Annotated in this window: 21 protein-coding genes and 1 tRNA gene; 10 read left to right on the plus strand and 12 right to left on the minus strand. The window is 53.8% G+C overall.

Annotation, left to right across the window (positions count from 1 at the left end; all coding sequences use genetic code 11):
- The first annotated feature begins 460 nt into the window (after window positions 1-460).
- Window positions 461-2,149, plus strand: coding sequence for a group II intron reverse transcriptase/maturase (ltrA, locus tag TLL_RS03160; protein ID WP_011056467.1), 1,689 nt, complete (start codon window positions 461-463; stop codon window positions 2,147-2,149).
- 85 nt (window positions 2,150-2,234) lie between these two features.
- Here ltrA and cutA read toward each other — a convergent pair whose 3' ends face one another.
- Window positions 2,235-2,573 carry a divalent-cation tolerance protein CutA gene (gene cutA / locus TLL_RS03165; RefSeq protein ID WP_164920728.1) on the minus strand — a complete coding sequence of 113 codons (339 nt, stop codon included), beginning with the start codon at window positions 2,571-2,573 and terminating at the stop codon, window positions 2,235-2,237.
- 69 nt (window positions 2,574-2,642) lie between these two features.
- Between cutA and TLL_RS03170 the strand changes: the two genes are divergently transcribed.
- A complete protein-coding gene (locus TLL_RS03170; RefSeq protein WP_011056469.1) occupies window positions 2,643-3,737 on the plus strand; it encodes a beta-ketoacyl-ACP synthase in 1,095 nt (364 codons plus the stop codon).
- Here TLL_RS03170 and dxs read toward each other — a convergent pair.
- From dxs to TLL_RS03185, 3 genes are all read right to left on the minus strand, one after another.
- On the minus strand, window positions 3,734-5,650 hold the full coding sequence (gene dxs / locus TLL_RS03175; protein WP_011056470.1) for a 1-deoxy-D-xylulose-5-phosphate synthase: 1,917 nt from the start codon (window positions 5,648-5,650) through the stop codon (window positions 3,734-3,736). The genes TLL_RS03170 and dxs overlap by 4 nt on opposite strands.
- A gap of 104 nt (window positions 5,651-5,754) precedes the next feature.
- Window positions 5,755-6,333, minus strand: a complete 579-nt coding sequence (locus TLL_RS03180; RefSeq protein ID WP_164920729.1) for a hypothetical protein — start codon at window positions 6,331-6,333, stop codon at window positions 5,755-5,757.
- A gap of 87 nt (window positions 6,334-6,420) precedes the next feature.
- Window positions 6,421-6,933, minus strand: coding sequence for a cofactor assembly of complex C subunit B (locus TLL_RS03185; protein ID WP_011056472.1), 513 nt, complete (start codon window positions 6,931-6,933; stop codon window positions 6,421-6,423).
- Between the two features lie 143 nt (window positions 6,934-7,076).
- Between TLL_RS03185 and TLL_RS03190 the strand changes: the two genes are divergently transcribed.
- Entirely contained in the window at window positions 7,077-8,495 is a 1,419-nt protein-coding gene (locus TLL_RS03190) for a sugar transferase (protein ID WP_011056473.1), read from the plus strand.
- Here TLL_RS03190 and TLL_RS03195 read toward each other — a convergent pair.
- Window positions 8,439-11,033, minus strand: coding sequence for an EAL domain-containing protein (locus TLL_RS03195; protein WP_231833818.1), 2,595 nt, complete (start codon window positions 11,031-11,033; stop codon window positions 8,439-8,441). The two genes, TLL_RS03190 and TLL_RS03195, sit on opposite strands and share 57 nt — an antisense overlap.
- Window positions 11,034-11,256: 223 nt before the next feature.
- Here TLL_RS03195 and TLL_RS03200 point away from each other — a divergent pair, with 223 nt between their 5' ends.
- The 4 genes from TLL_RS03200 (at window position 11,257) to TLL_RS03215 (ending at window position 13,932) form a co-directional block, all read left to right on the plus strand.
- The gene (locus TLL_RS03200) at window positions 11,257-12,708 is read left to right on the plus strand and encodes a M16 family metallopeptidase (RefSeq protein WP_011056475.1); all 1,452 of its coding nucleotides are present in this window, start codon (window positions 11,257-11,259) and stop codon (window positions 12,706-12,708) included.
- A 145-nt stretch (window positions 12,709-12,853) separates the two neighbouring features.
- On the plus strand, window positions 12,854-13,027 hold the full coding sequence (locus TLL_RS03205; protein ID WP_011056476.1) for a hypothetical protein: 174 nt from the start codon (window positions 12,854-12,856) through the stop codon (window positions 13,025-13,027).
- Between the two features lie 29 nt (window positions 13,028-13,056).
- Window positions 13,057-13,479 carry a hypothetical protein gene (locus tag TLL_RS03210; RefSeq protein WP_011056477.1) on the plus strand — a complete coding sequence of 141 codons (423 nt, stop codon included), beginning with the start codon at window positions 13,057-13,059 and terminating at the stop codon, window positions 13,477-13,479.
- A gap of 9 nt (window positions 13,480-13,488) precedes the next feature.
- Window positions 13,489-13,932 (plus strand): hypothetical protein, encoded by a 444-nt coding sequence (locus TLL_RS03215; RefSeq protein ID WP_011056478.1) that lies wholly within the window; start codon window positions 13,489-13,491, stop codon window positions 13,930-13,932.
- Between the two features lie 28 nt (window positions 13,933-13,960).
- Here TLL_RS03215 and TLL_RS03220 read toward each other — a convergent pair whose 3' ends face one another.
- The 4 genes from TLL_RS03220 to TLL_RS03235 are packed head-to-tail and all read right to left on the minus strand — an operon-like array spanning window position 13,961 to window position 18,128.
- Window positions 13,961-14,347: a GxxExxY protein gene (locus TLL_RS03220; protein WP_011056479.1), complete on the minus strand. Its 387-nt coding sequence runs from the start codon at window positions 14,345-14,347 to the stop codon at window positions 13,961-13,963.
- On the minus strand, window positions 14,344-15,285 hold the full coding sequence (locus TLL_RS03225; RefSeq protein WP_011056480.1) for a GDP-L-fucose synthase family protein: 942 nt from the start codon (window positions 15,283-15,285) through the stop codon (window positions 14,344-14,346). The genes TLL_RS03220 and TLL_RS03225 overlap by 4 nt, the downstream gene beginning before the upstream one ends.
- A 2-nt stretch (window positions 15,286-15,287) precedes the next feature.
- Complete coding sequence (gene gmd, locus TLL_RS03230) at window positions 15,288-16,367, minus strand: GDP-mannose 4,6-dehydratase (protein WP_011056481.1); 1,080 nt, start codon at window positions 16,365-16,367, stop codon at window positions 15,288-15,290.
- A 3-nt stretch (window positions 16,368-16,370) separates the two neighbouring features.
- The gene (locus tag TLL_RS03235) at window positions 16,371-18,128 is read right to left on the minus strand and encodes a TolC family protein (RefSeq protein WP_011056482.1); all 1,758 of its coding nucleotides are present in this window, start codon (window positions 18,126-18,128) and stop codon (window positions 16,371-16,373) included.
- A 233-nt stretch (window positions 18,129-18,361) separates the two neighbouring features.
- Here TLL_RS03235 and TLL_RS03240 point away from each other — a divergent pair.
- From TLL_RS03240 to TLL_RS03250, 3 genes are all read left to right on the plus strand, one after another.
- Window positions 18,362-18,453, plus strand: a tRNA-Ser gene (locus TLL_RS03240).
- Window positions 18,454-18,464: 11 nt separating this feature from the next.
- Window positions 18,465-18,797 (plus strand): photosynthetic/respiratory NAD(P)H-quinone oxidoreductase subunit S, encoded by a 333-nt coding sequence (ndhS, locus tag TLL_RS12675; protein WP_011056483.1) that lies wholly within the window; start codon window positions 18,465-18,467, stop codon window positions 18,795-18,797.
- Between the two features lie 3 nt (window positions 18,798-18,800).
- Window positions 18,801-19,403 (plus strand): HAS-barrel domain-containing protein, encoded by a 603-nt coding sequence (locus TLL_RS03250; protein ID WP_011056484.1) that lies wholly within the window; start codon window positions 18,801-18,803, stop codon window positions 19,401-19,403.
- On the opposite strand, the gene TLL_RS03255 is transcribed toward TLL_RS03250, so the two are convergent.
- The 3 genes from TLL_RS03255 to TLL_RS03265 form a co-directional block, all read right to left on the minus strand.
- Window positions 19,387-20,052: a cytochrome b/b6 domain-containing protein gene (locus TLL_RS03255; RefSeq protein WP_011056485.1), complete on the minus strand. Its 666-nt coding sequence runs from the start codon at window positions 20,050-20,052 to the stop codon at window positions 19,387-19,389. The genes TLL_RS03250 and TLL_RS03255 overlap by 17 nt on opposite strands.
- Window positions 20,053-20,054: 2 nt before the next feature.
- A complete protein-coding gene (locus tag TLL_RS03260; RefSeq protein ID WP_011056486.1) occupies window positions 20,055-20,885 on the minus strand; it encodes a M48 family metallopeptidase in 831 nt (276 codons plus the stop codon).
- A gap of 197 nt (window positions 20,886-21,082) precedes the next feature.
- Complete coding sequence (locus TLL_RS03265; RefSeq protein ID WP_011056487.1) at window positions 21,083-25,057, minus strand: DNA-directed RNA polymerase subunit beta''; 3,975 nt, start codon at window positions 25,055-25,057, stop codon at window positions 21,083-21,085.
- Window positions 25,058-25,064: the final 7 nt, after the last annotated feature.

Here is a 25,064-nt window from a genome sequence, read left to right on the forward strand (position 1 = left end):
GAAGCCGAATCCGTGAGGAGGAAGCAACTTCACCAGTGTCAGGTGATAGGGAACTAGGCTTGAGGGTATGGTGAGCACATGCGAAGTGATGTCAGAAGCCTCGTCACAGACCAACAGGCCAAAGACACTGATAGGCCTGAGCCAAAACGGCAAATGGATAGGCTACATCGCCCGCTCGTCGGTGTACGGGGACGTCAATCCATCGGGGCACAGTCACCACCTAACCCCTCGTGTCATCTGGTTGGAACGCGGTAAGCCCGTATCCTCGCCTTGAACACTCAAGGCAGGCAAACCGTAAGGAATGCTGATGGGGGTGCGGGTATGGGATGCAGGAGAAAGCGAATGCCGGTCTGTAATGGACCGGATAGGGGTTGAGGAGACAATCCAACATCACCCCGCCCGAAAGGGAGCAGACTTCCTGCTGGTCTCTCTTTGCGAGATAGCCTGTAGAACCTCTTGAATGGAGACAAGGCAAATGGCAGTGGAACAAACCACTGGTGCGGTCACCAACCAAACGGAAACAAGCTGGCACAGCATAGACTGGGCCAAAGCCAACCGTGAGGTAAAGAGGCTGCAAGTGCGTATCGCAAAGGCTGTGAAGGAAGGACGCTGGGGCAAAGTGAAAGCTTTGCAATGGCTCCTGACCCACTCGTTCTACGGCAAAGCCCTCGCCGTGAAACGGGTAACTGACAACTCGGGCAGCAAAACACCTGGTGTGGACGGGATAACCTGGTCCACACAAGAGCAGAAAGCCCAAGCCATAAAGTCCCTCAGGAGAAGAGGCTATAAACCCCAACCCCTGAGGCGGGTATACATCCCGAAAGCAAACGGCAAACAGCGCCCGCTAGGAATCCCGACAATGAAGGACAGGGCAATGCAGGCACTATATGCCCTAGCCCTAGAACCAGTCGCGGAAACCACAGCAGACCGGAACTCCTATGGGTTCCGGCGAGGACGATGCATAGCCGATGCAGCGACGCAGTGTCACATCACGCTAGCCAAAACAGACCGTGCACAATACGTTCTCGACGCCGATATTGCTGGGTGCTTTGACAACATCAGCCATGAGTGGCTACTAGCTAACATTCCACTAGACAAAAGAATTCTACGGAAATGGCTTAAATCTGGGTTTGTCTGGAAGCAGCAACTCTTCCCCATCCATGCTGGAACACCTCAGGGAGGGGTAATCTCCCCGATGCTTGCCAACATGACACTGGATGGGATGGAAGAATTGTTAAACAAGTTTCCCAGGGCGCACAAGGTCAAACTCATCCGATATGCCGACGACTTCGTCGTAACCGGTGAAACGAAGGAAGTGCTCTATATTGCCGGTGCGGTAATACAAGCATTCCTCAAGGAAAGGGGCCTTACCCTATCAAAGGAAAAGACGAAGATCGTACACATTGAAGAAGGGTTTGACTTTCTCGGATGGAACATTCGCAAATATGATGGGAAACTGCTCATCAAACCTGCGAAGAAGAACGTTAAAGCGTTCCTCAAGAAAATCCGAGACACCTTAAGAGAACTTAGGACAGCACCCCAGGAGATTGTGATAGACACACTCAACCCAATCATCAGAGGTTGGACTAACTATCACAAAAATCAGGCATCCAAAGAAACCTTCGTCGGAGTGGACCACCTCATATGGCAAAAATTATGGCGATGGGCAAGGCGCCGACACCCAAGCAAATCTGTCCGATGGGTGAAGAGTAAGTACTTCATCCAAATCGGGAACAGAAAATGGATGTTCGGAATATGGACGAAAGACAAAAACGGAGACCCGTGGGCCAAGCATTTAATCAAAGCCTCGGAAATCCGAATCCAACGTCGCGGTAAAATCAAGGCAGACGCCAACCCGTTTCTCCCAGAATGGGCAGAATACTTTGAGCAGCGCAAGAAACTCAAAGAGGCCCCTGCCCAATACCGGCGCACCCGTCGGGAATTGTGGAAGAAACAAGGCGGCATCTGTCCAGTATGTGGGGGAGAAATTGAGCAAGACATGCTCACCGAAATCCACCACATACTGCCCAAACACAAGGGTGGTACTGACGACCTGGACAATCTTGTCCTAATCCACACTAACTGCCACAAACAGGTGCACAACCGAGATGGTCAGCACAGCCGGTTCCTCTTGAAAGAGGGGCTTTGAGAGGCTTGAGCCGGATGCTGGGCAACTTGCACGTCCGGTTCTTAGGAGGCTAGGGGGCAGTAATGCCCCCCCGCTACCCGACTTCTTAACCTCTAGATGGCTTGTGAGTTTGCTCTTTGATCCAATTCAAATAGGCAGGAGAACCAGCAATGATTGGCAGGGCAATGATCTCTGGCACTTCATAACTGTGTAATGCCAACAGGCGATCGCGCACTGGCTCAAATAAAGCGATGGGAGTTTTAATGAGCAATTGCCATTCTGGATCGCGATGCACTGCTCCTTGCCAACGGTATATTGATTGAATAGGTAGAATCTGCACACAGGCAGCCAGGTGCTCCGCCACTAGGTGATCCGCCAAGGAAAGTGCCTCAGCTTCCGTAGCTGTGGTAACAATCACTACACAGTACTCTGCTGCCGTTTCCAAACCTGCTGTCCTCACGTCACGATGTCGATTACGTTGATTGCGTCGATCATATCTTGAATTGATTGGGCAGTGAATGTTGTTATTACTGGGATTGGTCTATGGACAGCGCTGGGGGACACGGCGATCGCCACATGGCAGCGGTACTGTCAGGGCAAGACAGCACTCATCGCCACCCCTCAAGGACTGGTGGGTGCAACCACCTTGCCTATCGAGAAAATTATTGAAACGACGACAACTCAAGCGCTCAACGATGCAAAATTAACGGCTCCCCTAGGCAGTGCCGGGGTAGTGGTCGGCTCCAGTCGCGGCTTTCAAGCCCAGTGGGAAACATGGTTACGACAGCCTTCTCTGTCGCGAGAAAGATGGTTACAAACCTTGCCAGCAACTGTCTCACAACAGGTAGCCCAAATCGCGGGCATTCAGGGAATCGTGCTCAATCCCACCGCCGCCTGTGCCACAGGACTGTGGGCGATCGCCCAAGGGGCACTGTTGATTGCGCAGGGATATTGTGATTTGGTGTTGGCTGGAGGCGTTGAATCCGCCATCTCCCCCTTAACCTTGGCTGGCTTTCGCCAGTTGGGGGTCTTGGCTCCGGAGCGGGCAGCTCCCTTTGATCGCCAGCGGCAGGGATTTGGCTTAGCGGCCGGCGGTGCCCTCCTCGTCTTGGAATCCCCAGAACGGGCGCGATCGCGGGGTATTGAACCCTATGCCCGAATTGCTGGGGTGGGTCTAAGTGCCGATGCTGAGAATATGGCTGCGCCCAGTGTCAACCAAACGGGTGCTCTCCTAGCGATTCAAAAGGCCTTGGCTCAGGCCGAGCTAACACCGCCCCAGATTGACTATATCCATAGTCACGGTACCGGCACGCGGCGTAACGATGCCGCCGAAGCCGCTTGGATTGAAACCCTTTTTGGTCACAGGGTTGCCGTCACCAGTCATAAAGGTGCCCTTGGACATACCCTAGGTGCTGCTGGCGCGATCGCGATCGCCCTCTCCTGCCTGTCGTTGCGGGAACAACAGATTCCCCCCTGTGTTGGCTGTCAAACCCCCAACTTTGAGCTGGATATTGTCCAACAGACACGTTCTGCTCCCCTAGAGCACATTCTCTGCTGTAGTTATGGCTTTGGGGGTCAAAATGCAGTTGTTGTCCTCGCCCATGCCTAGGAGGCTGTAACGACGGTTGCCCGTTGAGGAACCCCAAACTTTTGCATAATGGTTTCCGCCATTTGGGGGGGCGTCAGTCCCAAGTCGGCCTTTGATTCATCGGGGCTGGCGTGCTCCACCAAGATATCCGGTACCCCCAAACGCAGTACCGGCACCAGAATATCTGCCTCCTGCAGGGCCTCAAGTACTGCCGAGCCAAAGCCTCCCATCAAGCAGCCCTCCTCCAGGGTGACCACACGGCCAATTTGTTTTGCCAAGGGCAGAATCAACTCCGTATCCAACGGCTTAGCAAAGCGAGCATTGATCACGGCGGCACTCATGCCGTGTTCCTTGAGGATTTCCGCCACCTGCATCGCCGGATAGACCATTGAGCCGTAGGCCACTAGGAGAAGATCTTCACCGGAGCGCAACAGCTCTCCTTTGCCAATTTCAAGGGGTTCCCAGCCTTCCTCCATCAGGGCGACACCATAGCCATTGCCGCGGGGATAGCGCAGGGCGATCGGTCCATCGGTGTAGTTGATGCCCGTTACAATCATCCGTTGCAGTTCTGCCTCATCCTTGGGTGCCATCAGCACCATATTGGGTAGGCAGCGCAAATAGGCAATGTCATACATCCCTTGGTGGGTAGGGCCATCGGCACCGACAATCCCCGCCCGATCCATGCAGAAGAAGACCGGTAGCTTTTGGATGCAGACATCATGGACAATTTGGTCATAGGCGCGCTGTAGGAACGTGGAGTAAATTGCCGCTACGGGGCGCATTCCCTGGGTGGCCATCCCCGCCGCCATTGTTACCGCATGCTGCTCGGCAATCCCGACATCAATGTATTGTTTTGGCACCCGTTTTTGAAGAATATCTAGCCCTGTACCCGTGGCCATCGCCGCTGTAATACCCACAATGCGCGGATCATTTTCTGCCAGTTTCGTCAGGGTTTCGCCAAAGACCTTGGAGTAGCTGGGGGGCTTGGGTTTGCTGGAGGGTTTGGCCTTACCGGTGACCAGATCAAAGGGATTTTGGGCATGGTAGCCCACTTGATCTTTTTCGGCGATCGCGTAGCCTTTGCCCTTCACGGTTGCCACATGAACTAGCACTGGGCCGGGAATGGTGTGGGCATGCTGGAATGTGGCAATCAGTTCCTCCAAATTATGGCCATCCACAGGGCCTACATAGGTAAAGCCCAACTCCTCAAAGACAGCGCCCACCTTAGGAACCGCAAGGCGCTTCATTCCCTCCTTGAGGCGCTGCATCTCCGGGGTCAGGTTTTCACCAAAGAAGGGGATATGTTTGAACTGCTCTTCAAGGTTATCGGTAATAAATTGCACCTGCGGTGAGAGGCGAATTTTATTCAGATAGCGGGGAATCGCCCCCACATTGGGGGAAATAGACATTTCATTGTCGTTGAGGACCACCATCAGGTTGGTGTGGGGCAGGTGGCCGGCATGGTTAATTGCCTCTAGGGCCATGCCCCCCGTCAGGGCGCCATCGCCAATAATGGCCACGACCTTGAAGTTTTCCCCCTTGAGATCGCGGGCGATCGCCATCCCCAAAGCCGCCGAAATACTTGTGGAGGCATGACCCGCCCCAAAGTGATCAAAGGGACTTTCCCGTCGGTTTAAGTAGCCCGCAATCCCCCCTTTTTGGCGCAGGGTGTGGAAGTTGTTGTAGCGACCGGTCAACATTTTATGGGGATAGGCTTGGTGCCCCACATCCCAGACGACGCGATCCTTCTCTAAATCAAGGGTTTGGTAGAGTGCGAGGGTGAGTTCCACAACACCCAAGCCCGGACCGAGATGGCCACCGGTCGCCGCCACGGTTTCCAGGTGTTTGTCGCGAATTTGGGCGGCAATTTGAGTCAATTGGGCAATGGACAACCCATGCAACTGGTTGGGATGGGTGAGTTCACTTAGGTGCATAAAAACCCGACCTCGCAAAATACCTAGGAGCGATAGCCTACCGCTGACCACAGAAAAACTATCTGTTGACTGATTCTAGCAAAGTCCCCCGCTGAAGTTGGGGATTATTTCGCCCCTAGACGCGGTGAAAAGCTGCAATAATCACGAAACAGTTGATCATAAATTTCTAACGCTGTTTCATAGATTTTGCTCAATTTACGAATTTCTGCCGTCGATTCATTGGTGTAATTTTCCACCAACCAAATCACCCATTGGTAAAACCGTTCCCGCCCCCACTGTTGCCAATAGTTGGCGAGAATTCCCCGCGCCAGATCCGTTCCCAACCGCTTGGGGTAGCCGTGGCTTCTGGCCAAGTCTTGCAGATCCCCCAGAAAGCGTTCGCTCATCGCACTGAGGTGACTCAGGGACATCTGGGCGCACTGGGCGGCTCGCTTGAAGGAGGCATTCATTTCAAGGGAACTGGGCTTGACCGTTTCAGCAATCAAGCGACCCTCACTGTCGGTGTGCCGCTCAACACCACAGTAGGACACGGTTGTCAAGGGATAGCCCCTACAGGCCAAATACACCCGAAATTTACCCTCTAAGCGGTCCACCTCTTGGGGACTGAGGTAAATATCAAGGTCTAGGAGGAGTTGGGCAAATGTGCGTTGGTCGGTGACGGTGGTCGTCGGGGAGTCGGTCATTCAACTTCTATTCCAGGGGGTCAAAAAATTATCCTGTGCTGTTTTTGGGGTTATGCGCCTGATCTGAAGAATACCCCCGACTTTTTCCTAGGCCCTCAGCACCGTGTCCTCAAGGGTGATTAGCTCATCGCGGTGTCCCTCTAGGGTGACTTGGGTTCCGATCCCATGGGGTTGCAAGGAGAGCTTGACGGTTTCGAGCCGCTGGGCACCGCGCCAGTAGAACCAGGGGGCAATGGGGGTGAGGCCAATGAGCCCAAAGGCCAAGATACCCCAGTTGGGAAAGAGCGCAGTCAACACCAAGGCAATGGCTGTGGTAGCGGCGACAGCTAGGGCAAAGAGGAATGCAGCCATCCAGGGACTGGCGGCAACCTGTCCCCGAAAGGTCACTTCAGTGCCATCGGCACTGACGGCGTGGAGCCGATAGCCCCGCTGCTGGAAATATTGCTTGAGCCGGGGAGCAAGTTCAGCAAGGGGCTGGGTAATGAACCATTCTTTGGTTTCAATGCGTTCTTTGGTGGAGGCACGAATAAAAAAGACAAACCCAATGGCCAAGAGGCTAGTGAGCAAGAGGGTGGAAGGGTAAATCAAATCACTGGACATGGCGTTTTTCAGGGGGGTTATGGGCTATCTCTCCCCATTCTCAAGCATCTATTGGGGTCTGCAAAGAGATCTTGCACTGCGATCGCCCCCAGGGGTTCTGCGGAATACTAAACCCTAACCATGGTTGTTGTCTTGCTGCGATAATGCGTTCCCAAGCTTTCCCCCGTGATCTTCGGGCACCCCGCTGCCGTCGGCTGGGGCTGCGCCCAGAAACGGTCGTTGCCCTACTGCTATTGACCAGTGACTTAGGGGGGTTGGTGTTGGCGTGGAAATTGGGCCTAGAGCTCAATCGCTTCTATGCGCCCTTGCCCCCTGATTTGGCAGCGTGGTATTGGTGGGGATTGCCCAGTGTCTTTTGGCTCTTTGCAGCGGGTCTGTTGTTTTTGATTGCTGTGAGTGGGCTGTACCATCCGCGCGGCCATTGGAAAAATTATTTGCGCCTAGCCAAGGTATTGAGCTTGGGCTACCTGTTGGCGCTGGCGATCGCCTACTTCTATGACCCCAAAGTGGATTTGCCGCGCTCACTGTTTTTTAGTGCTTGGGGTCTAAGTGTTGTGCTGGCAGTGATCTTGCGCCTAGGGGTCAGTTTGGGCTTCAGAATTTTCACCCTGCGGCGACCCATACGGGCGTTTCTCGTGGCCCCCCTAGAGCGGCAGGAGTATCTCAGCGCCCTGCTGGAACAACGCGCCAACTACAAAATTGTCGGCAGTGCGATCGCTACGATGGCTAACGAACCACAAACCTTAACGGAGATTCTCAACTGCCAAGCCCAAGAGGTGATCGTAGAAGGCCTACCCCCTGCCCACCTCGCCTCAGCACTCTATTGGCAACTGCGCCAAGAGGGCATTTCCCTACGGTTGATCCCCTCCAGCTTGGAAATGCTTTACCGACGGGGCACCCCGGAAATTGTAGCGGCTTTGCCTACCCTGCGGGTAGATATGACGTATCTCAATGGCTGCGAGTATCGCCTGAAACGCTATTTGGACGTGATGTTGGCCCTCATTGGCATTGTGGTGCTAGCGCCCCTATTTGTGGTGGTGGCGATCGCCATCAAACTCACCTCCCCAGGGCCTGTCTTTTTTCGCCAAGAGCGAGTGGGACTCCATGGACAAGTCTTTCAGATGTGGAAATTTCGCACCATGCGGGCCGATGCACCGCAACTCCAAGCCCATTTGGAGGCACAAAACGAATCTGCCGATGGCATTCTCTTCAAGGTAAAGAATGACCCCCGTCGCACCCGCCTCGGCAGTTTCCTGCGCAAAACCAGCATTGATGAGCTGCCCCAACTGTTTAACGTCCTCTGGGGAGAGATGAGCTTAGTGGGACCGCGTCCCCTACCCCTGCGGGATGTTGCCCGTTTCCATTCTTGGCATCATATTCGCCATCAGGTGATGCCTGGCATTACAGGGCTGTGGCAAATTTCTGGCCGCTCTCGGATTAGCAATTTTGATGAAGCGGCCCGCCTTGACCTTTACTACATTGACAACTGGTCCCTAAATCTGGATTTAGAAATCCTTGTGGAGACCGTGCGTATTGTCCTCTTCGGTACTGGGGCGTACTAGGGGCGGCAAAGATTGTCTCGCCAATAATTTTTCCACCTGCCGCGCTGAGAGGGGGCGAGCAAAGAAATAACCTTGGCCATAGTTGCACCCTAGGGCTTGGAGCGCACGATACTGTTCGCGGGTTTCAATGCCCTCCGCCACCACCTGCAGCCGCAAAGAATGCGCCAGCATAAGAATGGCATGCACAATTGTCGCTGAAGATTCCTCACTATTGAGGGCAGAAATGAACGTGCGATCAATTTTAAGCGTGTCAATGGGAAAGCGGTGCAAATAGCTCAGGGAAGAATACCCCGTGCCAAAATCATCCATGGACACGCCAATGCCCATGGCACGAATTTCCTCAAGGGTGGCGATCGCCACCTCCTTGTTATCAATGAGAATCCCTTCAGTCACCTCAAGGCAGAGTCGCTGTGCTGGAAATCCCGTTTCCGCCAAAATAGACCTTAAATTGGGCAGCAAATCCGCCTGTTGAAAATGACGTCCACTGAGGTTGACACCAATCCTGAGTTTGCGACTGCGGGGAAAGATCACTGCCCAGCGCTGCATTTGGCGGCAAGCCTCTGCCATAACCCACCAACTGATGGGTAGGATCAACCCCGTCTCTTCGGCCACCGCCATGAATTCCCCAGGGGAAATGATGCCCCGTTCGGGATGTTGCCAACGCAGCAGCGTCTCAAAACCCACCATCTTGAGCGTTGCTAGATCGACAATCGGCTGATAGTACACCAAAAATTCCTCACGCTCTGCCGCCCGTCGCAGCTCCGTTTCCATTTGCATGAGGGCTATCGTCTGGGCACGCATCGTCATACTAAAGACCTCATAGCGAGCTTTACCAAGGGATTTGGCGCGGTACATGGCAGTATCGGCATCCCGCAGTAGGTCCTCAGCGGTCTGACTGTCCTCCCACGGAAAGGCAATGCCAATACTGGCAGTGGTAAAGATTTCATGGCCTTCCAGAAGGAAGGGGCGGCCCAAGACCATCAAAATTCGTTCTGCTACTTTCATTGCCTGGGCTGGGTCGCTTAGGTCCTCTAGCAGAATGGCAAATTCGTCGCCACCAAGGCGGGCGATCGTATCCTCAGGGCGGGTACAAGCCCTCAGGCGCTGGCCAATGCCAATCAGGAGTTGATCTCCCGCTAAGTGCCCTAGGCTATCGTTAATCACCTTAAAGCGATCCACATCCAAAAACAGCACCGCAAAGAGGGAGTTAGGACGTCGCTGGCGGCGAGCAATGGCCTGGGTGAGACGGTCTATCAAGAGAACGCGGTTGGCCAGACCGGTCATGGCATCGTGGAGGGCATCGTGAAGAATTTTCTCCTGAATCAGGTGATATTCCGTGACATCGGTCATGGAACCTCCCATGCGGTAGGGCTGACCCTTCTGGTTGCGCAGGGCTTTTCCCCGCGATCGCATCCAGCGGTAACTGCCGTCGCGATGCCTTATCCGAAATTCACAATCAAAGCAAGGACGGCTGCCGAAGAGGTGCTCCTTTATGTTCTGGCGCAACTGCTCTAGGTCATCGGGGTGGACTCGCCGCCACCATTCCTCAATGGTGGGTTGGAGGCTACCGGGGGGCTCCCCAATGAGCAGCTCCCAGCGGGGAGAATAGTACACGGAGCGATTGCCAATGTGCCAATCCCAAAGGCCATCATTGGCCGCTTCAGCGGCCAGAGCATAGCGTTCCTCACTAATGCGCAGAGCCAGTTCTGAACGTTTGCGCTCAGTAATGTCGGTGAGGTAGCAGCGAATTAATTGGCTCTCCTGCAACAGATGGATTGTCACTTCGTAGGTGCGATCGCCAACATTGATTTCCTCGACGGCAAATCGCTTTTCCTGCAAGAACCAGCTTTTGAGGCGCGATAGCAGCGGATGTTGCCCATCCAGTTCCCCTAGATCGGGAAATTCCTGAATTGCCGCTGGATTGAGGTAGGTGAGTTGACCATTGGCAGCCAGTTCAATAATGGGATAGGGACTTAACTCTGGAAACGAAGATAACCGCAGCAGTTGAATTTCCGTCGCCTCTGACATTTCACTGCTGCTGAAGGCAGTTCCCCAGGAGGCCACCGCTTGATCCGGCAGGCTACATCTTTCCAGGGCGCGGGTGTAGCGATCGAGCCCTGAGTCAGAAATGTCAGCGATCGCGTGGTAGCGGGCGCGCACATCACCGCCAAAGACAATGACATCCCCATGCTGAAGAATATGGGACTGGCAGGGCTTGCCATTCACCGTTAAACCGTTGATGCTGCGTCTTCCTTGGAGGTCACCATCAATGAGGCGAAAGAAAAAGTTGCCACTGCCGGGATCCAACATCCGTAGCAAAACCGCGTGCTGACGGGAAATCATTGGCGACTTAAGCACAATCCTATTGCTGGGGTGCCGCCCAATGGTATAGGTGCTCGCTTCCAAGTGAATGGTATGCCGCCCTTCTCGATCTTGAATGACCAGGAGATGGCGCCACCTCTTCGGCAGATCAGACTTCACATCAATGGCCTCGGCAAGGAGTACTTGAGGGAATCGTTTTTGCTTAAAGCCTACCAAATCAAACCCGCTTTGGTGACAGACCCAATACTGCCATTCCTATTCTAGGGCTTGAAGTTTTATCCTATTTCCAGAAAATTTCCCTGATTTCGATGCAATCTTTTCTTGACACTGCCGAGAATGAGTTAACCATTCTTGAAATTTTTAGAGTCATTTTTGCCGACTGTATTGGTACTGAGTGGGCTTTACTCAAGTATGTTGTTCTTACCCGCTGCTGATTCCCATGATGGCTACTTGTCTACAACTGTGCTGCTTATTTTGGCGATCGCTCTACCTTGGTGTTTTATCTGCTCTGCTGCTATGGTTGATCCCACCCTCCCCGGCAATGGCCATGACCCCGAAGCACTACACCGAATTGACCTTTGCGCCGTTACCAGAAATTCAAGTACCGGCCTATGAGCGCCGTCAGTTGAGCAATGGCATGGTGGTCTATCTCCTTGAGGATCACGAGTGGCCTCTAGTGCGGGGCACCTTGATCTTTCGGGCCGGTAGTCGCTGGGATCCACCGGCACAGGTGGGTTTGGCAGAAATCAGCGGCGATCTGATTCGCACAGGGGGCACCCAAGCCCACCGAGCTGCCGAAATTGACGAATGGCTGGAGGATCGGGCGGCCTCTATTGAATCCGGCGTTGGCAAAAGTTTAGGACGGATTAATTTCAACAGCCTCAAGGAGCACAGCGAGGCAGTACTGAACCTACTGGCGGAAATGCTCCAAGCCCCAGCAGTAGAACCAGAGCGCTTTGAATTGGCGATTCGGCGCCGCCAGGGAATCATTCAACGCCGGGATGATCAACCCAATGCCCAAGCAGAACGGGAATTTTACAAGCTGATTTATGGCCCTGAGAGTCCCTACGCCCGCACTCAAGAGCTAGACACACTGGCCAATATTACCCCTGCCGATGTGCAGCAATTTTACCGGACCTATCTGGCTCCCTCCCGCTGCATTTTGGGCTTGGTGGGCGATTTTGATGCCCCGGCAATGGGCGATCGCCTGGAGGCAATTTTTGGTCCATGGCAGGATCCGCCGCACTTACCACCACTTCCTCCCTTGCCGCCAGTGACGGCCGATACCTCCCCAGTAACGGTGGTGATTGATCGCCCCCATCTTTCCCAAAGCTACATCTATACCGGCCAATTGGGGGGAAGCCTCAAGGATCCGGATGTGTTTACCCTCTATGTGCTCAATGGGGTTCTCAATGGCTTTGGCGGGCGTCTTTTCAATGAAGTGCGATCGCGCCAAGGGTTGGCCTATAGTGTCTATGCCGCTTGGAGTCCGGAGTTTGACTATCCGGGGGTGTTTTATGGTGTCGGCCAAACCCAAACAGAGACCACAGCCAAATTTCTCAGCGCCCTCCGCCAGGAAATTGAGCGATTGCAACAGGAACCTGTTGGCTCAGCAGAACTGAATTATGCCAAGGACAGCATTCTGAATTCATTTGTTTTTAATTTTCGCGATCGCCTGCAAATTCTAAATCGCCTCCTGCGCTACGAATACTATGATTTGCCGCAGGATTTTATCTTCCGCTATCAGCAAGCTGTCAAAGCAGCAACTGCGGCGGATCTGCAACGGGTGGCACAAAGGCGCTTAAAGCCAGATCAATGGCGTACCCTGATTGTGGGCGATCGCGTCCCCTGTCCGACAACCAATTGCCAGCAACGACAACATCCAGCCTAAGGGCACAACAAGCTTTGGCATTCAGAATAGGGTGCAGGTCCCTCAAGTGAAGCAATCATCGTTAGACTAGCGGTACAGACCTTTTCCAAAAATCCGGTACTCTACCGTTGCGAAAAGGGTCGTAACTTGCGTTATTCGTCCTCAAGTGAGCATTTGTCTGGAAGCCAGCCGCGATAATGGCTCGCTGCCCCCTCCTGTACTGGAATTTACTGAGGAAGAAAGTCACACCGCGATCGCGCTGTTTGGTTGTCATTGTCCCCTGTGCCTGAATGTCTTGCGGCAAATGCGTGGCCAGCCTCCCCTCAATCAACTGTGCTAATACTGGATAGAAGGGAGTAGGATGCGAGTATGAGCCGCTGGATTAATCTGCTTTCCCTGCTTCCCAACACACTCCTTACGATTTTAGTCATCAGTATTGCCTTTCTGAGATTTTATGACCAGACCGACTTCACCCTCCTCGGATACCTTGCCCACCCCCGCACCTGGAGTAACCGACTCACCGTGGCGGCCCTCTTGGTGGCAGTGGTTAATCTCGGCGTTGAGTGGAACCGTCGAAATCGAGAAACAGATCGCTTGGTACAAGCAGAGGCTCAAAGAATTGCAGAAGAGCAACGCCGAATTGCAGAAGCAGAACGAGCAACTCGCCGAGCTAGAATCGAAGCTGAACGCGATCTTGCACTCCTAAACTTTCTAGTTGACCCCTCGCCCCACAATCGAGAGGTGCTAATGCAGGTGATTACCCTACTGGCTCAGTATCGGCAGAATCTTTAGGATAAAGATATGAGCCGCTGGATTAATCTGCTTTCCCTGCTTCCCAACACACTCCTTACGATTTTAGTCATCAGTATTGCCTTTCTGAGATTTTATGACCAGACCGACTTCACCCTCCTCGGATACCTTGCCCACCCCCGCACCTGGAGTAACCGACTCACCGTGGCGGCCCTCTTGGTGGCAGTGGTTAATCTCAGCGTTGAGTGGAACCGTCGAAACCGAGAAACAGATCGCTTGGTACAAGCAGAGGCTCAAAGAATTGCAGAAGAGCAACGAAGAATTATTGAGGAACAACGCCGAATTGCAGAAGCAGAACGAGCAACTCGCCGAGCTAGAATCGAAGCTGAACGCGATCTTGCACTCCTAAACTTTTTAGTTGACCCCTCGCCTCACAATCGAGAGGTGCTAATGCAGGTGATTACCCTACTAGCTCAGTATCGGCAGAGCCTTTAGGATAGGGGGATTTTGAACAATTGAACAATTAAGAGCTTAGGTTTACCTCAATAATCTGTGGCCGATCTGCTGCTGTGGCAGCAGGAAAATTGATGACAACCCCCACAGGAATCTTCAGGGTCTCCATGTACTTCTTGACTTGCTTGACTTCTTTATCGCCAATATTCTGAACGGCTTTGAGTTCAACCACAACAACCGCTTGGTCATTGTCACGGATAATCAGATCGGGAATAGCTTCCCCCACAAAATAACCGTGAAAGAAAATCGGTACCTTGCGTTGTTCTTCGTACTCAATTTGCCGTTCCCGCAGGGCAACCTCAAAAGCTTTTTGGTAGATCGCCTCGCTAAAACCACTTCCTAACTCTTGAAAGATGTCTTCGGCAATCTCCTGAATAATCCGGAGCCAGTCTCTCATAGGGATGTAGCGTGCTGACGGTACCAACAAATTGTACGTTTTAAGCCTTCTTTAAGGGAAATTTGGGCACGAAAACCAAAGGCTTCTCTTGCCTTAGTGGTATCGAGGCAGCGGCGGGGTTGACCATTGGGCTTATCCGTTTGCCACTCAATTTGGCCTTGAAACCCCATCAGTTCACAGATGAGAGCCACCAGATTCTGAATGGTGATCTCCTCACCGGTGCCAAGGTTCACAGGATCGGGATGATCGTAGGCTTGGGTAGCCATGACAATGCCGCGGGCAGCCTCCTCCACATAAAGGAATTCACGGCTAGGAGTGCCATCGCCCCATACGGCAATCCGAGGATCCCCCTGTTGCTGGGCAGTATGCACTTTGCGAATCAAGGCAGGAATTACGTGGGAACTCTGAGGATCAAAGTTATCTCCAGGGCCATAGAGGTTTACCGGCAGGAGATAAATGCCATTAAAGCCATACTGCTGCCGATAGGCCTGCAATTGCACAAGAAGGGCTTTTTTAGCAATGCCGTAGGGAGCGTTAGTTTCTTCGGGGTAACCGTTCCAAAGATCACTTTCTTTGAAGGGAACAGGAGTGAATTTAGGATAGGCACAAATCGTGCCCACACAGACGAATTTTTCCACGCCAGCGCGATAGGCACAATCAATGAGTTGTGCCCCCATGAGCAAATTGTCATAAAACAGCTCGGCGGGCTTGGCTTGATTGAGACCAATCCCTCCCACATGGGCAGCAAGGTGAATGACAATATCTTGACCTTGAACCACAGCTTGACAAGCAGACAGTTGCCGTAGATCGTAGTCGCGCGATCGCACCACCGTAATTTGCTCAGGGACTGCTCCAGCTACCTGTAACTGTGCCACCACGTGGCGTCCCAAAAATCCTGCTCCCCCTGTAACGAGAATTCTTTTTTGACTCAAATCCATGGCTAGTCTGCCTTACTGATCAACTGTCGCTGGGCAATGAGATCCAGCACGGTGTCGGAAGTGGTTTTGGGAGTAGTTCCTTGAATTCCCACGGCATGGAGATCTGCTTCCACCATTAGGGCCACTAGTTCAGGAAATGTAACCGAGGGCTGCCAACCCAATACCGTTTTTGCCTTAGTGGGATCCCCCAAGAGTAGATCCACCTCCGTGGGACGCAGATAGCGGGGGTCAAATTCCACGTAATCCTCCCAGTTCAGATCCACATAGCCAAAGGCCAGCTCGAGAAATTCCCGCACAGAGTGGGTTTCCCCCGTGGCCACCACATAGTCATCGGGTTGCTCCTGTTGCAGCATTAACCACATGGCACGTACATAGTCCTTGGCGTAGCCCCAGTCCCGTTTGGCGTCTAAGTTGCCCAAATAGAGCTTGTTTTGCTGGCCAGCCACAATGCGGGCAACGGCACGGGTAATTTTGCGGGTCACGAATGTTTCACCCCGCCGCGGGCTTTCGTGGTTAAAGAGAATGCCATTACAGGCAAAAAGGTTATAGGCCTCGCGATAATTGACCGTTTGCCAATGGGCATAGACCTTAGCACAGGCATAGGGACTGCGGGGATAAAAGGGCGTGGTTTCCCGCTGCGGTACCTCCTGCACGAGGCCAAACATCTCCGAGGAACCCGCCTGGTAAAACTTCACCTGTTTGCCGGTGCGCTCTTGGTATTCGCGAATGGCCTCTAGGAGCCGCAGGGTTCCCATGGCAACAGTGTCAACGGTATATTGGGGAGCATCAAAGCTTACCCGCACGTGGGATTGCGCCCCCAGATTATAAATTTCATCGGGCTGGCTAAGTTCGATAATGCGCCGCAGGGTGCTGCCATCGGTGAGATCACCATAGTGTAGGCGCAGAGTAGCCCCCTCTTGGTGGGGGTCAACGTAAATGTGGTCAATGCGATCAGTATTAAATGTGGAGGTGCGGCGAATAATGCCATGCACTTCATAGCCTTTCTCCAAGAGCAGCTCACTGAGGTAGGAGCCATCTTGGCCAGTGATGCCCGTGATCAATGCCCGCTTGCGATCGCCCATCCGTTATTGCCTTCCTCCTAAACCTGTGCTTTCTGGATAACCCACCGCCCGCTTTAACGCTGCTAAGGAGCGATTGTAGTTCAAAATAGCTGCCAGCAGATTGCCTTGGGCTTGGGTCAAATTAGCTTCGGCGTTAGTCACTTCCTGTTGAGTCCCCACCCCCGCTTGGAAGCGCAACCGCGCTAGGCGCAGTCCTTCAGTGGCTTGGGTAGCAGCAGTTTGGGCAGTGGCAATGTTTTTCTCATTGGCTTTGAGATTGATGTAGGCTGTTTCCACCTCAAGGCGAATGCTGTTCTTTTGGTTGGCATACTGTTCCTCGGCACTGGCTGCAAGGGCTTCTTGACGAGCTGCACTCGCCCGGGCATTGCCACCCTCAAAGAGGGCTAGTTGCATTTGCAGCCCTACCCCATAGCCAAAGCGAGGGCCTAGATCATCGGTGACTTTGTCCAGCATATTGCCACTGGCAAAGAGGCTGAGTTGAGGGCGGGTAGTAGCTAAGGCCACTTGACGATTGCTCAGGGCAATGCGCCGCCGCAGGAGTTGCTGCTCTAACTCCACACGGTTCTGATAGGCAAGGAGAATACTGTCCTCAAGGGAAAGGGGCCATTCCTCAGCGGGTTTAACGCCCTCAGCGATCGCCACATCCACCCTCTGATTGACATTCAATCGCTGTGACAATTGTCGCCGGGTCGTGATTTCCAAATTGCGCGCTTGATTCAAGTTTTGCTGAGCATTGGCAAGGTTCACCTCAGCAGTTCGTACATCCAATAGCGTCCCAATCCCTGCTTGCTCAAAGGCGGTCGCATCCCGCAGGGTCACCTGGGCATTGGCTACTGCTGCTTCAGCGATTTGTACCTGTACCTTGGCCTGTTGCGCCAAATAGTAATCGTTTGTTACATCAAGGATCAGTTGTTGGCGTTGGCGTTGTACCTCCAGTTCACTGAGGCGCACTTGGTCGCGAGCCGCTTGAATCGCCGCCGATCGCCCGCCCCCCGCAAACAACCTATAGTTCATCACTAGGGCGACATTGGCAGTTGCCCCACTCGTCGCCCCAAAAAGATTGGTGAGAAAATTCGTAGGGTTGAGTTGGTTGACTGGGGCAAGGGTAATCGGCGTGAAGTTGGAGGGCGTGGCAGCCTGGCTGGCACTATTTTGCAGTTGTTGCAGTTGCTGTTGCAGCTCAAGGTTTTGCTGATCTGAAAATGTTCTTAGCTGGGGGCCTTGAAATCGCTGTTGGAGCCGTTGCACCTGAGTATTCAAAAGACTGCTGGCAGCCAGTTGCTGAGCGAGAAGCTGTTGCTGAGCCTGTTGCTGTTGCTGCTGTTGTAAAGAGAGCTGCTGCTGAAAGTTGAGGGGGAGGTAGGCAGGCTGGCCGCCGGGGGTAGTATTTTGGCCAATGCTGGCTTGAAAGGTCAGGGTGGGATAAAGCTGGGCTTCCACCTGTCGCAGTTGGGCCCGTGCCTGCTGTAGTTGTAGCTCACTAATTTGGAGGCCAATGTTGTTGCGAATGGCCACCTGAATCGCTTGCTCTAGGGTAAGGGGTTGATTGAGATCGATGTTGAGCCTCTCAGGAAGCGCCAGTCTATCGGGATTGGGGTTAAGAGGCGCCAGGGCATCCGACGCTGGGGCTTGAGAAGACGGCGGTGCCCCTGGGCTAGGTGTGGGTGTGGCCTGCGCGAGGCTAGGCAGCGTCACAGGGGCGATCGCCACGAGTCCCGACAGCAGCATTTTTGGGGGGTTCAGGGCAAAATCATGCAACATGGAAACTTAGATGTGCAACCTGCTCAACTGAGCCACGGCAGAACTGCGCTTAAGCACTGGTGAAGATTGCCAGCATCCAGCCATTTGCTTCCCTCCCACAACACACCCATTCTGCAAAACTCTAGCATGGATTCTCGGTTGCGATCGCCCCCTAGGGCAACAGGGGCAGATACGCAGACCACAAGGATTGAAAACGAGGAGAAAACTGATCTAGAATAAAGAACCCTCAAGAAGGAGAGGTGGCTGAGTGGTCGAAAGCGGCAGATTGCTAATCTGTTGATAGGCAGGTAACTCCTATCCGAGGGTTCGAATCCCTCCCTCTCCGTTAAAGAAAATATGATCAGGCCAATAGCTGATACTTATCCTTTGCTACCCCTCAGCAAAGCCCAAATGGGTCAAAGGCAGGAGATAATAAACTCCCATAAACGGCTTTGGGATAAAACGATGGCCACTGACTTAATCATGACGATTCTCCCCGGTATGACCGTGAAGGTTACCAATCCCAACGATACTTACTACCAATTTCAGGGGATTGTGCAGCGGATCACAGACGGCAAAGTAGCAGTGCTCTTTGAGGGAGGGAACTGGGATAAACTGGTGACTTTTCAGGCCAGCGAGCTAGAACCAGTGGTGGTCACGCCCAAGGAAAAAGCGAAAGCGAAAAAGTAAACGATGGCGCGGCGATCGCCTCCCCCCCAGCCCTTTGCTGAAATTATCCAGACGGCAACGGATCACTGCATTGCCCAGTGCCACGAGCCCCCTGGCCTTGATTTTCCGGTAGTGCCAGCCCTAGGTAGTTGGGTGCGGATTCCCGAAGGTGATCGCGTCATTTATGGTGTTGTCGCCTACGTAGTGACGGCTCCCATTGACACAATTCACCGTGCCACTGCCTTGGGGCTCTCCCTAGAGCAACTACGAGAAGAGCAGCCCCATATTTTCGCTATGTTGAAAACCGAGGTCACAATCGCTATAGCTGGCTTTCAGGAAAGGGAGCACTTTTATCACCATTTGCCCCCCCACCCACCCCAGATGCACCAGCAGGTCTATGGGTGTCCCCCGGAGGAGGTGATTGCCTTCAGTGGCACATTGACCTTTTTGCGAACACTGTTGACCCTACGCTATGGTCCCGGAGATGCCCTGGTGGCCGCAACCCTCCGTTCCTTGTATCAACTCCGACAGCGCGATCGCCAGTGGCTGGTGCAAGCAGCCCAATACCTGAACCGACTCCTCAAGGATGACTACGATCGCCTGCGGGGCATTATTGAGCAGCTATAACAGCCGGCAAGACAAAAGCCGCCCCAATCCCCAGCAAAACACTGATTTCTAGACCAAGCAACAGTTGACTAGAAGGTTTAAGCCTACCCCCACGCCACCAGTTCTGGAGCCGCCGATCCTCTGGGCGGATTGCAAAACTGATCATTGACGCCAAAAGGGCCCGCCCCCCTGCCTTTGCCCCCAGAATCAGGTGAGACAGCAAGCCCAGGAGCACCCCACTCCAAGCGCCTAAATGCGCTAAATACCAGCCTCGATTGAGATCGCCTGCGGGCAACCACTCCTCTTTCATCATCCGCCCCGTGATCAGGGCAAAGGTGACAGCCACCAGCATTAGGGTATTTGCCAACCGCTGCCAAGCAGGCCAATTCCCTTGGGAAAGTTGTGCCAAGGATTTTTTGTGCAACAGCCGGCGATCGCCCCAATGGAAACAGTAAAGAGCAAAGAGGGGAAACAGCAACAGCAGCACAAGGGCAATTGTCCCGTGGAGACCTTGGATATCGGGAATCTGGGGTAGGGGCAGGGATCCCCAGCGGCCGTCGTAGGTGTTATAGACCCAAAACCCTGACAGAAGAGCAAGTAGCACCAGAATCGCGATCGCCCCATGGGTAAGGCGCAGCAAAAGGGGTTGATAGGGAGCCGGCTTGGCCATCGTTATTGACGAGTGGGGTGTAACTGCTTCAGGAGGCGATCGTACTGCTGAGTTTCCGCCCAATCAAGAATCTCCCGGGCCCGCAGAACCGGTAGGGGGTGGGTGAGTTGACTGGCCTGCAATTCCTTGAAAAGATAGTACCAACCCCGATCGGCAGCCTCATATTCCCGGGCTTGGGCAATAAAGGCGTCGAGATTGAGGCGATCGCTCCACTGCGGAGAGCCACCACAGAGTTTCATGAGTACCGAGGCCACAATCCGTGGGTCTTGGGTTACCAACAATGCCGCGCGATCGCAGGTGAGTTCAGCACAGCGCAGCCAGTGGAGCAATTGCGTTTGCAGCCCCTGGGCCAAGAGCAAGCCCCAAGGGGAAAGTTGGCTAGCGGCAAAAAGCAGCAGGTTGGCGATCGTCAGATACACGCCATGCTCACACTTTAGATGTCCCAACTCGTGCGCCAGGACTGCCTGCAACTCTTGGGGGGTCAGTAGCTCAACTAGGGCCGAGTGTAGTACCACAAAGGGCTGCTTACCCCGCATGGCAAAGGTATAGGCATTGGGGACGGGATGTTGCTTGAGATAGAGTTGGGGGGGCTCTAGGCCTAAAATACGGCAAGCCTCAGTGTGGAGATGGTAAATATCTGGAAGTTGCTGTTCACTAAGGCGCAGACTACTGCCAATGTTTTCCAGGTAAAAGGCCTGCTCTGCCACTGAGCCTAGGAGCGATCGCACAAGAAGATTTAACCCCGGCAGTTGTTGGAGCGCTTGGGTGGCCTCGCGATCGCGGGGATGACGAAACTGATCAGCCCTGAGGCTGGAAGATGCTGAAACAGGCATGAAAGAGTAATTTTTACTTTGACCCCTCCACTGCAATTTTAGAGTATGGCACAGGCTTCTTGCATCCCTGCACCAACCTTCTGCGCTGGTAGGCTCTTCTTGCCCGAGAACCAAAAAGCTACGGCAAGTGACCGACCCCTACTGTTGGATTGGGTGCCAACGCCTACCGTAGCCTTCTTGAATCAAGGGAATTTTAGTTAGAAGGCGTCCTCCTCCTCTTCATCCCCATAGTCATCGTCCTCCTCTGTGAGTTCGTCCTCCTCAACATCACTACTGGCGAATTCAAAATCGCGAGCCCCTCCCGTAATCTTTTCAATCACGTGGGGTGCCGTTTCGTCATCAATGAGAACATCTTCACCGAGGTCAGCCGTCACATTGACCGTCATCTTTGGTGATTCGGGTTCAGGGCTGATAACGTGGGTTTGGCCCAAGCGATCTTCACCCTCTTCCCACTCTTCGTCACCGTTGCTACTTTCCTCGTAGCTGTTGAAGCCGGTGCCGGCTGGGATGAGACGGCCAATGATCACGTTTTCCTTGAGTCCCCGCAGCCAATCCGACTTGCCTTCAATGGCTGCTTCAGTAAGTACCCGTGTCGTCTCTTGGAAACTGGCGGCTGAAATGAAGCTGTCGGTATTCAGCGAGGCCTTGGTAATCCCCAACAGAACAGGGGTATATTGGGCGGGTGCACCACCGGTCAGCGCCATGGGTTCGTTGGCTTGTTCCGCCTGCCGCAGAGTCATGAGTTCACCGGAGAGCAGGATGGTATCGCCCGCATCGTCAATCCGCACCTTGGAGGTCATCTGGCGGACAATCACCTCAATGTGTTTATCGGCAATCTCAATACCTTGACTGAGATACACCGACTGCACCTCATTGACCAAGAAGGATTGCACCTTCTCAAGGCTAGTTTGGGCAGCTTTGAGCAACCCTTGGGGTTTGTAGTACTCAAAGTAAATTGAGAGGATGTCGTGGGGATCCACAGGACCATCGGTGAGGGGGTCAGCAAGATTGACCTTTTGACCATCCACCACCAAGGGGTTTTGACCCGGCAGGACAGGGTATTCCTGAATTGTGCCATCCTCTTCAATGACTTTGATCTCTACGCTGTCGTCACTGTTGTAGGTGACTTGACAGGTGCCGGGGCGCACCGCCAGCACGCATTTTTCCTTGGGATGGCGAGCTTCAAGGAGTTCTTCAATCCGAGGTAACCCCTGAATGATGTCACCCGTTTTCGCCCGCTCAAATACCAACAGGGCGAGGTTATCCCCCCGTTGCACAAGGTCGCCCTCCTCAATTTGCAGCACTGCCCCCGGCGAGACCAGGTAGGGACGGGCTAAGCGCAGGATCACGTGGTCATCGGCCACTGCCATAACAGCGGCGGTTTCAGGAGCAGTGACCCCCTTGGCCAGTTCATCGCCGGGACGCACCAGATCACCAACTTTGACGGTGGGCTTGGCACCATTGGTCTCTACCCGCAGGCGATCGCTATCGGTAACAACCAGAATGCGGCGAACGGATTCGCCACTGCGCACAATTCCCTGCACCTCCCCCGCTTGCTTGGCTTTGATGTCGGTGCGGGCAATGACAGCACCGGGGCCAATGTGATCACCATCTTTGACCAGAAGGGAGGTAAAGGTGCTCCCTTGGGTTTGATCCGCAGCAATGTCACGGCGAATAATCAAGGACTCAAGAATCACCAGTTGGAGGCGCTGGGCTTCTGGATCTACCTCATCCGTGACAATTTCAATGTCAGCGGCAAGTTGTGGGGCTTCGCTGCCAATTTCAAGGACTAACTGCGTCCGCAGCAGATCAACGCCATCAACGGATTTGACCCGCTCATCGTGTTTGTAGGGCAACCGCTGTACGGCCCGCAGGCGAATCGACTGCCCTGAACCATCACTGGAGTCTTGGCTGGGTACCGATGGCTCATCAGGAACGCTAAATTCTTGAACAGGGCGCAGAAGAATCGCTGGTCCTTCGGGGGTGTCCTCCAGGTAATCCACTTGCGAGAGGGTGTCGACCACAAGGCCGGGGAGGACTTCTTCCCCGGGACGGGCCAATGTGCCATGCTTCAGCCGTGCTGCTTCCGGATCATCCACAAGGTGAAGTTCGCCAGGCTTGATAATAATTTCCCGCAGGATGTCGTTTTTCTGGATGACTTCGACAACACCACTGTTTTGGCAAAAGATGTCCTTGACAACCTCAGTCCCCGCTTCGACGTATTGGTTGTCCTCCACCATCAGCAGGGAAATATCCTTGTTCACCTCGTGGGTTTCTTCGGGAATCCATAGGAGGGTCCCCCCCTTGAGGACTTCATAGCCCTGCTTGGCTTTGCCTTTTTTGGCCACTTCGATGTCAGCGTATTTGAGGATACCGCCCGTCGTGGTGTGGTAGCGATCGTCAATCAGCTCAGCTACCACTTGACCATTGGCCACCTTGGTGCCGGGGGCGGCCTTCAGGGAAAAGCGCTGGCCAGTGGCGGTTTCAATAATGTAGTGCTCGCGTCCCTGCTGTGTTTCCTTGAGCACCTTTGCTTTATCCAGCATCACCGAAGCGGTAATAATTTCCACCTCGCGACCGCCTTTGCTGTCCTGTTGTTCAGGGAGACGCACCACCCCCCCATGCTCGGTTTTCACAGTGGTTTCTGCCAGGACGGCTCCCGCTTCAATGCGATCGCCATTTTTAACAACCGGCTCAGCACCAGGGGGCAGATTGTACACTTCCCCCGACAGCACCCAAATCAACCCACCTTTGGGGGCAATGCGGGTTGTAGTGCCTTGGCGATCGCGCTTCTCCTCCGCGTCTAGGTTGACGAACTTCACTTGACCCGCCAAATCCGAGGCCACATCCTTTGTGACTTTCTCCGTGGCCTTGCGGACACTGCGGGCGGCCTGTGCCACCTCCGCCAATAATTGACCCGCTGCAACGGTTTCACCATCCGCCACTAGAACAATTGACCCTTGGGAGAGGTCAAATTCTTGACGTTGCTGACCGCCTTTGACGACGAGCTTGCCAGCGGTTTCGACAATAAAAGCATCATCACCGTGGCGAGTGCGGTAGGGACGTACCCGTAATTTCTTGCCGTACTCCACCGTGCCGGCAAAGGGAGCGCGTTCTTGGCGGGCCACTTCCCCAGTAAACACCCCACCGGTGTGGAACGTGCGCATCGTCAACTGCGTGCCGGGTTCGCCAATGGACTGAGCAGCAATAATGCCGACCGCTTCTCCCATATCCACCAGTCGGGCATGGGCAAGGCTCCAGCCGTAGCACAAACGACACACAGAGCCAGTGGCCTCGCAGGTGAGGGGCGATCGCACCACCACTTCTTCAATACCGGCATCAACAATTTTCTTAGCCAAATCAGCGGAGATGGCTTGATTTTTGGCCACCAGCACTTCGCCCGTTTGCGGATGGCGGACATCATTGAGCACCACCCGGCCCAAAAGGCGATCCTGTAGGGCCAATACCTTATCCCCCACGGTCATACTGCGCAGCGTAATGCCTCGCTCTGTTTCACAATCCTCTTCGCGGATAATCACATCTTGGGAGACATCCACCAAGCGCCGGGTCAAGTAACCGGAGTCTGCGGTCCGCAATGCCGTATCCACTAGTCCTTTGCGCGCACCGTAGGAGGAGATAATGTACTCCGTCACCGTCAGACCTTCGCGGAAGTTGGTTTTAATCGGCAGGTCAATGATTTCCCCTTGGGGATTAGCCATCAAACCGCGCATGCCCACTAACTGGCGCACCTGCGAGAGGTTCCCCCGCGCCCCGGAGAAGGCCATCATGTACACGGAGTTGAGGACATCAGTATTGCGGAAGTGCCGCACCACCTCGTTTTTCAATTCTTCGTTTGTGCTGTTCCAAGTATCAATCACCTTTTGGAAGCGTTCCACCTCCGTGATTTCACCCCGGGAGTAGCGCTCCTGGGCGGTTTTAATTTCCTTTTCTGCCGCTTCAAGGAGTTCCTGTTTTTTGGGGGGCACAAGCAGATCATCGACACTGATGGAGACACCGGCGCGGGTGGCATAATGAAAGCCCAGGTCTTTGATTTTGTCAGCCATTTCCGCTGTGCGGGCAGTGCCAAAGTTGCTAAAGGACCAGGCAATCAGGTCCCGCAAGCCTTTTTTGTCAATGATGCGGTTAAAGAAAATAGGCTTTTTCTCTGTCATGGTGTTG

Origin of the sequence: Thermosynechococcus vestitus BP-1 (assembly GCF_000011345.1) — a bacterium.
Lineage (GTDB): Bacteria > Cyanobacteriota > Cyanobacteriia > Thermosynechococcales > Thermosynechococcaceae > Thermosynechococcus > Thermosynechococcus vestitus.